This window comes from Staphylococcus durrellii, from assembly GCF_015594545.1.
Classification (GTDB): Bacteria; Bacillota; Bacilli; order Staphylococcales; family Staphylococcaceae; genus Staphylococcus; species Staphylococcus durrellii.
Genome location: NZ_JADIIO010000001.1, coordinates 227,032 through 240,349 on the forward strand (window position 1 = coordinate 227,032; position 13,318 = coordinate 240,349).

Annotated in this window: 10 protein-coding genes and 1 pseudogene; 5 read left to right on the forward strand and 6 right to left on the reverse strand. The window is 33.6% G+C overall.

What is annotated here, in order from left to right; translation table 11 throughout:
• Positions 1-165: 165 nt before the first annotated feature.
• Positions 166-738 carry a histidine phosphatase family protein gene (locus ISP02_RS00985; protein WP_195719807.1) on the reverse strand — a complete coding sequence of 191 codons (573 nt, stop codon included), beginning with the start codon at positions 736-738 and terminating at the stop codon, positions 166-168.
• Positions 739-943: 205 nt separating this feature from the next.
• On the opposite strand from ISP02_RS00985, the gene ISP02_RS00990 reads away from it, so the two are divergent.
• Entirely contained in the window at positions 944-1,693 is a 750-nt protein-coding gene (locus ISP02_RS00990; protein ID WP_195719808.1) for a class I SAM-dependent methyltransferase, read from the forward strand.
• A 76-nt stretch (positions 1,694-1,769) separates the two neighbouring features.
• Here ISP02_RS00990 and ISP02_RS00995 read toward each other — a convergent pair whose 3' ends face one another.
• Positions 1,770-2,687, reverse strand: a complete 918-nt coding sequence (locus ISP02_RS00995) for an AEC family transporter (protein WP_195719809.1) — start codon at positions 2,685-2,687, stop codon at positions 1,770-1,772.
• A gap of 516 nt (positions 2,688-3,203) precedes the next feature.
• On the opposite strand from ISP02_RS00995, the pseudogene ISP02_RS13240 reads away from it, so the two are divergent.
• The 4 genes and pseudogenes from ISP02_RS13240 to ISP02_RS01010 all read left to right on the forward strand — a co-directional run.
• Positions 3,204-3,374 (forward strand): annotated as a pseudogene (locus tag ISP02_RS13240) (CHAP domain-containing protein); the annotation flags it as partial.
• The gene (locus ISP02_RS01000; RefSeq protein WP_408020140.1) at positions 3,348-3,971 is read left to right on the forward strand and encodes a CHAP domain-containing protein; all 624 of its coding nucleotides are present in this window, start codon (positions 3,348-3,350) and stop codon (positions 3,969-3,971) included. The pseudogene ISP02_RS13240 and the gene ISP02_RS01000, both read left to right, overlap by 27 nt.
• A gap of 253 nt (positions 3,972-4,224) precedes the next feature.
• Positions 4,225-5,034 carry an LPXTG cell wall anchor domain-containing protein gene (locus ISP02_RS01005; RefSeq protein WP_195719811.1) on the forward strand — a complete coding sequence of 270 codons (810 nt, stop codon included), beginning with the start codon at positions 4,225-4,227 and terminating at the stop codon, positions 5,032-5,034.
• A gap of 221 nt (positions 5,035-5,255) precedes the next feature.
• Complete coding sequence (locus tag ISP02_RS01010; protein WP_195719812.1) at positions 5,256-6,749, forward strand: hypothetical protein; 1,494 nt, start codon at positions 5,256-5,258, stop codon at positions 6,747-6,749.
• Positions 6,750-6,827: 78 nt separating this feature from the next.
• Here the strand turns inward: ISP02_RS01010 and ISP02_RS01015 are convergent, their stop codons facing one another.
• The 4 genes from ISP02_RS01015 to ISP02_RS01030 all read right to left on the reverse strand — a co-directional run bounded on the left by ISP02_RS01015 (position 6,828) and on the right by ISP02_RS01030 (position 13,309).
• Positions 6,828-7,799, reverse strand: coding sequence for an SMP-30/gluconolactonase/LRE family protein (locus tag ISP02_RS01015; protein ID WP_195719813.1), 972 nt, complete (start codon positions 7,797-7,799; stop codon positions 6,828-6,830).
• Between the two features lie 313 nt (positions 7,800-8,112).
• Complete coding sequence (locus ISP02_RS01020; RefSeq protein ID WP_195719814.1) at positions 8,113-9,768, reverse strand: 5'-nucleotidase C-terminal domain-containing protein; 1,656 nt, start codon at positions 9,766-9,768, stop codon at positions 8,113-8,115.
• A 182-nt stretch (positions 9,769-9,950) separates the two neighbouring features.
• On the reverse strand, positions 9,951-11,651 hold the full coding sequence (gene ilvD / locus ISP02_RS01025; protein WP_195719815.1) for a dihydroxy-acid dehydratase: 1,701 nt from the start codon (positions 11,649-11,651) through the stop codon (positions 9,951-9,953).
• Between the two features lie 278 nt (positions 11,652-11,929).
• Complete coding sequence (locus ISP02_RS01030) at positions 11,930-13,309, reverse strand: amino acid permease (protein WP_195719816.1); 1,380 nt, start codon at positions 13,307-13,309, stop codon at positions 11,930-11,932.
• Between the last annotated feature and the right edge of the window lie 9 nt (positions 13,310-13,318).

Consider the following 13,318-nt stretch of genomic DNA (forward strand, 5'->3'; position numbering starts at 1 on the left):
TGATATTCATAATGCTGTCGCCACTACTAACGATATTATTTATCGTTATGGCTATATTGGAAGAAAAAAGACGAAAGAAAAAATAAATTACTTCGATATATGAATGATGAGAGTGGACTAGAAATCTATACAAAGATTTCTAGTCCACTCTTTTTTAAATGCAACTCAATCTATTAAGTGAGCAATTTGATTCGTGTTTTTGATATGCCAATTCGCTTCATAAAAATAAATATTGCTTAAACCACCGTTTGCTAATTTAGAGTCACGTATATGTTCATTGTCAGGGTCATAGAAATCTAAAATTTGATGAATAGCAGCACCATGTGTCACAAGTAATACTTTTTGGTGCGGATAATCATCGTTGAGTTCTTTTAGACCATCGACGAGACGACGGTTTAATGCTTCGGTAGATTCCGCATTGGGATACGCTTTATTTGGGTATTTTTCGGTACGTTCCATATGCGTTAAGGATTCTGCATCTCCAAAACCACGTTCGATAAATTCTGGCATTACTCTAAGGGGTAAGTTTAAATATGTATTAATAATTTCTGCCGTGTCTTGTGCACGTGACAGTGGGCTTGTAACAATAACGTCCCAATTTTGTTGTTGTAACATGTTGCCACATGCTTGTGCCTGCAACTTACCTGATTCATTTAAAGGAATGTCAGTGCGACCTTGTAATTTGCCTGCCTTATTCCAATCAGTTTCTCCATGTCTGACTAAACATACTTCAGTCATCGTAACAGCTCCTTGATTTTGATTTGCCGTATATAATACCATGTACGCTTCTCAAAGTTTATTATTTATCTATTGTAATAAAATTTCATTAATATAGTAAAGACCATTAGTTAAATTCAATGACTGTATTTGCAATTGCTTAATTTAATCATGTACACTGTAGTTATTTTAAATTGAAGATATGTAGTAGTGGAGAGTGATATGCATGAAATGGAACTCAGAATTATATGATGCTAAACATAGTTTTGTAGCAAAATATGGCGAAGGAATTGCCACGCTTTTGAATGTGCAAAATAGTGAAAACATACTCGATTTAGGTTGTGGCACTGGAGATTTAACACATAAGATTGCACAACAAGGCGCTATAATAACAGGTGTCGACGCTTCTCCTGAAATGATCATGCAGGCACAGAAAAAGTATCCTGAAATACACTTTGAAGTCGCTGACGCATCAACATTAAGTACATTAAATCAATATGATGCTATTTTTTCAAATGCCGTATTACATTGGACGTTTAATCATTTAAAGATATTTAAAAATTGTTATAGCGCTTTAAAAGATAATGGTAGATTTATAGCTGAATTTGGCGCGTATCACAATATTAAAATGGTGTCAGACGCTATTGAACAAGCTATTGTTAATTTAGGCTATACATATCGTGCCGATTATTTCCCGTGGAATTTTAGACAAGATAAAGATATTAAAGCAGATTTAATTCATGCGGGGTTTAAAGACGTTACAGTAGAAAGCTTTGACCGTCCAACGGCATTAGAAGGTGAAGATGGGCTCGTCAATTGGTTAGTCATGTTTAGCGATAACTTGCTTAAAGACTATACATATGAACAAAAGCACAACGTATATCAAGAATGTTCAAGATTATTGCAAGATGAATTATATGAAGCGGGACAATGGATCGTAGATTATAGAAGGGTTCGTATTTTTGCTTATAAATAATATGAGCATATAACAATATAATCATTAAAAAGCACTGCGCTCGATCATAGCGTAGTGCTTTTTTAGGTAGTATTTGTTAAAACATGATACGTGAAAGATAAATTACCGTAGTAACGGTAATTATACTTAATAATGTAGAATATAATACCACTTGCGCATGTAGTTCTGGTTCTACATCGTATTCCATTGCAATCGTAGAGGTGTTTCTAGATGTAGGGAAGGAACTTGCGACGAATAATGATTGGGCTACGACGCCATCAATGTTCAATATATAAATAATTGCTAGTGACAGTAGTGGACCAATGATTAATCTACCTATTAAAGACCATGTAATTACACGATGGAAAAAACGAAGGCGTATCTTTGCTAGCTGTGCTCCTAATAGTAATAGTGCGACTCCCACAAAAGCGTCTGATAATTCCTTTAGAGGTATATGTATAAATTTAGGCAAAGGGATATCGAAAACTTGAAAGACAATGCCTACTATAAGCGCATGGAATATAGGTAGTCTTAAAAGAGAAGTAATAATTCCGCGAAATGTAGTTGTTGCGGAAAGTAAATTATAAAGACCATAAGAATAAGTTAATAAATTTTGGAAGATAAGGATGAATATTTGAATTGATACACCGATTGGATTGTGAGCGAATACTAGCTGACTTACTGGTAAACCATAATTACCAGAGTTCATTAAGGATATGCTGTTTTTTAAAGCTGCCCCTTGAGGCTTATCTAACTTTAGCCATTTTGCTAGTGCATTACCAATCAATATTAAAACAATTGTATAAATAATTAAATAGGAGATAATATGCAGCATAACGGTAGTATTGACGTTAATTTCGATAATATTGATAAAAATTGCAGCTGGCATTAAACAATAAGTAATTAAAGTCGAAATTTGTTTTAAATCAAAAGTGAATTTAAATTGTAATATAGCACCAACGATAATTAATATTAAAATAGGTAATATAACTTCTAATAAAATAAAAACAAACATAGTCTCCCTCTAATCTGCATAAATATTTCTAAATAAACGTACTAGTATTAACGGTATATAATGCTTAATTTAACCTTAGCACACTCAATTAATAAGTTTAAGTAATGGTTTATAATATTTTGTGATAACTTAAAATTATATATAGTGATTTTTTAAAATTAATAAATATTAAAGTGCATATATAATGATAATTTGTATTATGTATTACAAACGTTAAATTACATTACTTATTACAATGAATAAGACGCTGACAATATTATGAAAGCTTAAGCGCCTTGAGAGCAACTTTGTAATTAAATCACTGAAAAGACAGAAAAATTACAGTGTCTATTAAATTATTATGTGTCAATTACAATGCAATAACATAGACCACAAATTAAAAAAAATCTGTTAGTGTATGTCTTGTCGTTAAAAAACGATGAAAAAATACAATTTAAAGCAAACTTGAAAATTATGAGCCACGAGAAACTCATTAACTAATAAAACTTAACTTATATTTATGGAGGATTTTTAATTATGAAAAAGATCGCTACAGCTACAATAGCAACTGCAGGTATCGCAACTTTAGGAATGGCACATCATCATGCTGACGCAGCAGAAAATACTGGACAAGGTGCATACAATCCAAACGATCCATCATCTTACAGTTATTCATATACAATAGATAAACAAGGTAACTATAACTATGACTGGCAAGGTAACTGGAGCCCTAACCAAGCACAACAAGGTCAACAATCACAACAAGCGCAACAAGGACAAGCTGGCCAACAAAACAACCAAAGTCAACAAAGTTATAGTAATAATTATGGTTCAAATAACCAAAAACAATCTTACACAACTAACAATGCTGGCGGAAAAGGCGCATCTTACAGCACTTCAGACAAAAACGTCCAAGTAAAAACACAAAGTGCACCTCAATCAAATAGCAATGGTTCAACATCATTTGCAGGTAAATCATCAGCAGGTGGTAATAGCTATGATTCAGGACAATGTACTTATTACGTTTACGATAAAGTAGGCGGAAAAATCGGTTCTGATTGGGGTAACGCTAGCAACTGGGCTAACAAAGCAGCTCAATCTGGTTACAGTGTAGATAACTCACCTAAGTCAGGTTCAATCTTACAAACTTCACAAGGTGCTTATGGACACGTTGCATACGTTGATAATGTAAACAGTGACGGTTCAGTTAAAGTATCTGAAATGAACTATGGTCAAGGGCCTGGTGTAGTAACTTCACGTACTATTTCAGCAAGCGAAGCAGGTTCATACAACTACATTAAATAAGTAACAATTCGTTTCCCGTAAATTCACAAGTGGATTTACGGGTTTTTTGTTGTATTTTAAGTTGTAGCTGAATTATGTCTAGATAGAAAAGAACAAAGTATAAAATGAAACAAAATAAGTAAAAAATAGCGATAATAAATAACTATAATAATAAGTGTATAGCTATATAAATTCTAATTACTAGGTAACAACTTGATAAATAATTTGACTGACATAAAGACATCGATGTGACCTAACAACAGGAGGAAAAATTATGTTAAAAAAATCTTTAGTTACTTCATTAAGTGTTTCAGCTTTATTATTAACTGATGCTCATGCAAATGCAGAAGAAAACAAGCAAAGTGAAGATTCAAAAGCGCCAACTAATGTATTAGCAGACAATAACCATAGTTTAAATGGAGATAAGACAAAAGCTAGTTCTGATAAAGTGTCCGGAGATGCTGTATCTCCAGTCCAAAAAAGTGCTAGTAACAAAGCAGATGAAAAAAAAGCTAGCGTTGATACGAAAAGCCCATCTGTAGCATCGACAAAACCAACTGATAATGAAGACAAGTCTGTAGTAAAAGGAACTGATAATACTAAAGCAAAAGGTTCTAATGTGACTACTCAAAAACCTGCTAATACTAATGATAAAGCGGCACAACCAACAATAAAGGTAAAAGTAGACGCACCTAAGACAGCTACATCAAAATCATCTGCGCCAAAAAATGTTAAACCTAAATCAACTGCAACAAAAACAAAAGAAACGTCCAAAGCCACAAGTACTACTAGTGCTAAAAAAGACGTTAAGACTGTGAAAACCAATGCTAAAAAGGATGACGCAAAAGTTGCTGTTAAACCTGCAAATACGAAAGTAGCTGCAGCAAGTAAAGCGGCTACAGTTAAAACTGACAAAGCCAACAAAGCAGATCAAAAAGTTAAAGCAACTCAAAAGAAAGCAAAACAATTACCTAAAACAGGTAGTGAACAATCAGGGGTATTGGTTAGTGTAGCTTCACTATTTATAGCAGGATTAACATTAATATCAACACGTTTATTCAGAAGTAGAAAATCAAATATATAATAGACTATAGCTAGCAGTTATACTGTTAGCTTTTTATTTTTTATATTTTAATATTTTTTACTTAATTGTGCTTATTTTTTAGGTCATTATTATACACGGCCACTTTTTGCTAAGTAATGGTTATAATAATGCTTTGATAGAAGTTATATATGGGAGAGACATTACAATGAATAAAGTGCTGAATATAGAAAAAAATATCGTAACAATAGAGGTACACTAATATGATGCCGATGAAAGCAGAAATGATAAAATATTATAGTTTTTGTTTCTTTTTTTATTTTGTTTTTGTGATGTGGATACCACTTGTTTATAGTGATTGGCAATGGCATAGTGCATATGGCGTTAAGGCATTTCATAATAATTTTGTAGATGTGAATGGTCGCTATTTAAGTAATTTATTGGAATTTTATGCTGTAAAATATGAACCAATACGTTGGTTTACTTATAGTTCAATTAGTGTGTTTTTAGTGACTACTATAGTGGGATTTGTAAAAGTTAGGCATAAAGGGCTTTATTTTATGTTAGCGTTTGGTTTGATGCTCATTATACCGTCCTCGCTCTTCAAATATACTTATGGTTGGTTCGAAGGGTTTTATAATTATGTGCCTGCTACGGCATGTATGATATATAGTTTATGGTACGTCATCACAATTTTCAGCAATTTTTCTACATTAACAAAAAAACATCACATTATTTTTTATAGTGTGAGTTTGAGTGGTCAATTATTCTTAGAACAAGTTACTTTTTTTAATGTATTGTCTATTCTTTGCGCTTTAATTACGTATGGTATTAAGTTTAAATACTTAAGTCCTAAACTAACTTTGGGCTGTATATTAACGCTTATAGGAATGTTTATTATGTACGTAAATACTTCATATGATAGATTAACTAATGCATTTAAAATACTTCAAAGTAGCAATGATTTTGCTGCACTGGCTTTGCGAAGTTATCAAAATTTGACTATAACGATTAGTAAGGGTGTTTTTTTTAATAATATTATTATTTTAACGCTTATTGCTATTGTGATAATTATTTTATTAGCTCAAAGTGCTACATTTCAAAATTCTGGTCTGTGGGAAAAAATTATTATTTATGGCGGACTCGTTGTTTTTCCATGTTATAGCCTTATAATCTATCAAAGCTTTAACTTTAGAGTATATGAACATTTTATTATTTTAAATATCCTCAATTTCACTATTATTCTTATATTTTTAATAACTGCCATAGTGGCAATCAATTATCTAGAAATTGCAAAAAGTACCAAACTAACGTTATATATTTTAGATGGCTCCTTAATATTTCTAATGGCCTCATTTAGCTTTTACAATAAAATTGAACAAGGATATTTTTATATTACATATGTGATATGGGTGATTATCTTGCTGATATTATTGTCACAATTAGAAATAGAGAGAGGATGGTTTAAAATAGCGATAAACAGTGTCGTTATTTCATTATGTTGTGCTTTTGTAAGTATCATGTTTTATATTGATTACAAGAATGACGCACGCATAGGGCAACTAAAATTTGATTATCATCGCAACCCTTTAGCAACTTCTTATAAAGTTGAAAGGTTACCGTTTGAACAATTCTTACTCCAAGCGACGCCAAATAATAAAAAATATGAAAAGTTATTTAAGCAATATTGGAATATTCCTCAAGAAATAAAAATTAAGTTTGTTCCTTACCATAGTGTAAATAGGGATGATATTTAAAATAGATGGCAAGAAGACAATTTTTGAGGGACAAATAAAATAATAGGCTGTGACAATATATTGTCACAGCCTATTTTATTAATGGAATTGGTAACTGTTATGTCCTTTGGCAAAGCCACGAGCAGTGAATAACCAAGAATCGCCACCAGCTTCAATGTCGTTGGCACAAATAATAAGCTGGTCTGTACCAGGAATAAATGCTGGATGCGTAGATCTAAGCATATGACCTTCGTCTCTGTTCGGCATTTGTATTTGACCAATAGGATAACCACGTTTATTAAATACTAAGACTCTGCCTTGCCCGTACATTGCGACATAAAGGTTATCGTCGCTATCGATGCAGCAAGAGTCTGGTCCTTCGTGTCCAGTGAAATAATAAGGTATAGACGCGCCAAATGGTGCAATAGACACGCCATCATCTAACAATTCAATGCGATGTAAACGATTGGCGTTTGTTTCGGTTACCCATAGCACTGATTCGTCTGTGCTTAATGCAACGCCATTTGCTACAGATAAGTTCTGTATGACTGGTGTAACGGTTTGGTAGTCTGGTGAGACATAATATACGCCACCTTGTGGATTAGTAGAGTAGCCTCTAAAGTCTGTAAAATAAAAGCCGCCTTTACTATCAAATACAAGGTCATCAACACAATATTCTGTTGTAATATCATCGATAATATCTTCAAAGTTTTTGCCAGTATCATCAACTGAATAAATGCCACCGCTACTTTCAAAATCACCTAAATAACAGACAAAGAGTTTGCCATTTTTATGAATTTTAACTGCGGCAGGATTTGTTTTTGTGGATTGAAAAACTGTAGAAACTTGTTTTTCTGGTAAGTTTACGCGAAAAACCTTCCCACCAAAGACTTCACATAAAAATAAATTATGTGCTCTATCAAAGCACAATCCTTCTAATTGTAAGCCTTCATCTGAAATTTTAACCCACGGTTTAGCAGTAATGGTTTGTAATTCACTTTCATTAATAATTGGTACAGCAGATTTAGAAGCACCTGTATAAGTTAGCGCAGGTAAATTTTGTTCTGGCATTGTATCCATCTCCCTTAAAAGTTTGTTAAATAAATATTTATGTACTTTGATATTGTGCATTCAAGGCGAGTATAAAGCAATTTTTAGTAAAATGCTAATGGTAAAAAGTTTGATTAACAATGCTTTTAAATGGTTGAAATAATAGTAAGTGCCTAGTGTTTAATATTTTACTCAATGAACTTAACTATCTACCAAATGATGTTTTATATTTCGTGGAATGAGTTAAATAAGCTTCAAACGACGTATTATTTTAATAAGCGAAAAAACAACCCTATAGTTAAAAAACAATAGGGTTGTCATGATTTGAATTATGTTATGCAGCCTTATCTTTAGACTTTGATTTTTCTTTATCTGTTTTATGTTCTTTAATGCGTTGTGGTTGGTTTGTGTTGTATTTTTTTAAGTTAGCTTTTTTGAAGTATTTAGCCACAACTTCATCTAGAGAAATGCCTTCTTCTTTTTTACCACCAAACATTTTGTAACCATCGCCTTTATTAGCAGTGAAATCATTAGTTGCAACGTGATATTTTTTGTCAGGATCTAATTTTTTAAAATGTCCTGATTTCTTATCTAATACTTTAATTGAAGTTACACGATGCTGTTTGGCTTTATTTAAATTATAAGTAACACGTATAGATTTGGAACCTTGCAAGAACCCACCATTAGGTGTTAATACTTTTTTATGGTTTTCAGTTTTAGTAGGGGAGCTTAAACTATGTTCAAATGCTTTCTTAACGTCGCTACCTTTAACGCTTATTTGTGTAATAGTATTGCCAAAAGGTAAGACGGTAATGATATTATTTTGTGTTACTTTGCCCTTATCAATTGATGCTCTTATACCGCCACCATTTGTTACAGCAAAGTCTGGTTTATGTTTAAATTCTTTATTACCATAACTTTCCATTGCATCCGTAATTAAATTACCTAAGTTAGTTTCTGTTGTTCGAGCGATATTTTTATCCCCTTCGAATTTAACGTTGTTGTGTTCACGCACAACTTTAGAAGTTTCTTTTAAGAACTTTTTATTGGCGCCATTAACTTGTTGTGCTATTTGTTTATTGCCTTTAAGATGACTTACGTCTTTAACATTAATAAGTGTAGCTGCCAAGTGACTCACTTTGTCATGTGAATAATCGAATGTTATATCACCAACATTTGCTAATGCTGTACCGGTTTGTGCAACGATACCATTGCCAAATTGTTCTCCTTTATCTAATTCAGTATGAGAGTGACCGTCTATGACAATAACAGGTTGTTTGATTGATTTTTTAGAAGTTAATTCTTGTGTTAAATTATCACCACGCCATGATTTTTTAGTAACTGGATCTACGCCTAAATGAGATAGTACAACAATAACATCGGCTTTATTATGTAGCTTTTTAGCTTCTTTTTCAGCACTGTTAACTGGGTCGGCAAATTTTAGACCTTTAATGCTATCAGGTCTCGTTTTGACCTTTGTTTCGGGAGTAGTAACTGCAACGATACCATAACGAATACCATTTCTTTTAATAACAGTAGAAGGTTTAAAAGGATGTTTGCCATTTTTATATACGTTTGAAGAAATGATAGGGAAGTTTAATTGCTTCTTCAAATGTAATAATTGTTTAAAACCAAAATCAAATTCATGATTACCTAAAGTCATAGCATCATATCCTACACTATTCATAGCTTTTGCCATTTCCTCTCCTTTAGAATTATTGGAGACGGGTAAACCTTGAAAAGCATCACCAGCATCTAACATGAGGTCCGGACGTTTTTGGTCTTTTAATGTTTTAAGTTTGGCCATGCCAATGACAGAACCTTTTTCTTCGACCATTCTTCCATGTATATCATTGGTATGTAAGAGAGTATGTTTTTTGGTCGACTTTTTGTCCTGATTTGATTGTTTCTTTTGTGTTGCATATATGCCAGTCGTAAAGACTGTACAACACAGTAATAAGCCAAGTACGACCCCAATTATTTTCTTCATAACTAAAACCTCCAAAACAATATTTGAATATAACTTTATATTTTTATACATATCACTAAATTTCTTGTTGTTAACATAAATCTTTAAACTTTTTAAGTTCGTAAGTTATAAAAAACGCTACTACCAAAAGTGAATTTTTGATAGTAACGTTTGTAACAAGACTGTGACGTCTATGAAAAGGATTAATCTGTGATAGCACCTTTAGATGCGGAAGAAACAAGTTGTGCATATTTGTACAATGTACCACGAGATACTTTTAATTTTGGTGCCGTCCAGTTTGCTTTACGACGCGCAAGTTCTTCGTCGGAAACATCGAAAGTAATCTCACGATTTTCGGCATCTATAGTGATTGTGTCATTTTCTTCTAATAATGCCATTGGACCACCAACTTGTGCTTCTGGAGCTGCATGTCCTATAACTAAACCATGCGAACCACCAGAGAAGCGTCCATCTGTTAATAGTCCAACTGTTTCGCCTAATCCTTTACCTACTAGGATTGATGAGGCGGACAACATTTCAGGCATACCTGGACCGCCTTTAGGACCAGCATATCTGATAACAACGATATCTCCAGGGACAATCTTATTATTTAAAATAGCTTTAGTTGCAGCATCTTCTGTATCGAATACTTTCGCTGGACCTTTAATATATGTTTCACTGAGTCCTGAGATTTTAGCAACAGCACCTTCTGGGGCTAAGTTTCCTTTTAAAATAACGAGTGGACCAGTAGGATGTTTAGGTTCTTCAAAGTTAATTATTTCTTTATTATCTGAAAGTTCCTCTTCTTCGGCTAAATTTTCTGCAACAGTCTTACCAGTAACTGTCAGACAATCACCATGGATTAGGTCATTTTCAAGTAATAGTTTCATTACGCCCGGTACGCCACCAACATCATTTAAATGAGACATAACGTATTTACCGCTTGGGCGTAAGTCGGCGATATGTGGTACGCGTTGACGGATTTTTTCGAAGTCATCTAAAGTTAAGTCTACTTCAATTGTGTGCGCGATAGCTAATAGATGTAAAATCGCATTCGTTGAACCACCTAGCGCCATAGCCACAGTAATAGCATTCTCAAAAGCTTCTTTAGTCATGATATCTTTGGGGTAGATTCCTTTTTCAAGTAGATTATATACCGCTTTACCCGCGGCGCGACTGTCTTTTGCCTTGTCGGCTGATACAGCGGGATGTGACGCACTACCTGGAAGACTCATACCCATTGCTTCGATTGCAGAAGACATTGTATTGGCTGTAAACATTCCACCACATGAACCAGCGCCGGGACATGCATTACATTCCACTTTATGCAATTGTTCATCGTCAATTTCACCGTTATTGTATTGACCAACGCCTTCAAATGCGGAAACGGCGTCCAAATCTTTGCCATCTAATTTCCCAGGTAATACAGTACCACCATAAACAAAAACTGCCGGTAAGTTGAGGCGCGCTATACCAATCATGCAACCTGGCATGTTTTTGTCACAGCCACCAATCGCCACAACGCCATCGAGATTTTCGGCGCTTACAACTGATTCGATAGAGTCAGCAATAAGTTCACGACTTGGCAAAGAGAAACGCATGCCATCTGTACCCATTGAAATACCATCAGAAACCGTTATCGTATTAAAAATCAAAGGATTTGCGCCGGTTTCACTAATACCACGTTTTGTGGCACGAGCTAAACCATCAATATGTACGTTACATGGTGTAACCTCACTCCAAGTACTTGCAACACCTATCATTGGTTTTTCAAAATCTTCATCTTCAAATCCAAGAGAACGTAAGTAAGAACGGTTCGGTGTGCGATTAACACCTTCACTTATTACTTTACTCTTAATGCGTAAATCTTGCCCTTCATTAGTGTCATCTTTCTCCCAACTCATAATATTACCTCCTAGTAAAATTAGCTGCTTTTGCATATCTGAGGTGATTAAATTTATACAATATGGCGCCATGATAACATACAAAAGTTAATTAAGTTAATAGACGATTTATATATAAATTGTTAATAAGTTAAGTATATCCTCTCCTGTATGTTATAAACTTATAAGTAATAGCAAAATGATCGAAAATAAATAATGAAAATTAGTTAACGTATTATAGTAGTGATAATATAAATAAAACAGCCACATTATGATTATAAATATGGCCGTTAATTTATTTAATATTTATTATTCTGATGATATTCTTTAGCTTTTTCTCTAGAATATTTAAGATACATAAGAGACATAATAATTAACCAAACGGGTGTGAAATAAACAGCTGTACGTGTATCAGGATTAACTAATAATACGCCAAATATAAATATAAAGAATATGATAATGATGATAGAAGTGACGCGACCACCAGGTAATTTAAACTTGCTGTTTTTATGTTCCTCTGGGCGTTTTTTAGTATATTTATAGTAAGCAAACATAATAAGCGTCCAAATAAATATATTTAATACTGTAGATACAGTAGAAATATAAACAAACACTGTTGTCGCATTAGGAATGAAATAATTTAGAACTACCGAAATAGATATCATGCCACATGTAATAAAGATGGCGATAAATGGAATTCCTTTACGATTAGTTGATTGGAATTTCGGTGGTGCTTGTTTTCTGTCAGCTAAACCAAATAATGTACGGCTGTTAGCAAAGATACCGCTATTACAAGCCGATGCTGCTGCGGTTAATACTACGAAATTAATAATTCCAGCCGCAAAAGGAATGCTAGCTAAACCAAATACTTTAACGAATGGGCTGTCATCAGGACTTAAATGGTTCCAAGGAATAACTGAAATAATTACGGCAATAGCCCCAACATAAAATAATAATATTCTAATAGGAACATTATTAATTGCTTGTGGAATCGTTTTATGTGGATTCTTCGTTTCGGCTGCAGTGATACCAATCATTTCAATACCTAAGAAGGAGAAAATAGCCATTTGGAATGACATTAAGAAACCTGATATTCCATGTGGGAACATGCCACCATGACTGTAAATATTTGAGAAGCTTGATGTTCCATATGGTGTTTTATAGGCCATGATAATAAGAACTATACCAATAATGATTAGGGCAATAATTGTAAATACTTTTATAATTGAAAACCAAAACTCTAATTCACCAAATAATCTAGCACTTGTTAAATTGAATGACATAAGCAACATTACACATGCCAACGCAGTTAGCCAGTTTGGAATTTCTGGAAACCAAAACGATACATATTTAGCGACGGCTGTAACTTCTGCCATGCCCGACACAATCCATGTTAACCAATAAGACCATCCAGTGATAAACCCGGCCAACGGTCCGACAAATTCGTTGGTAATGTCCGCAAATGAATTGAAATTTGTATTAGATAATAACATTTCTCCCATTGCACGCATAAATAAGAATAAGGCCAAGCCAACAATCATATACGTGAATAATATTGAAGAACCAGTGAGATGAATCGATTCACCTGCACCTAAAAACAATCCTGTTCCAATTGCGCCTCCAATCGCAATAAGTTGAATATGTCTATTACTGAGTGCTCTTTGTAGTTTATCTTCCATATCCGTACC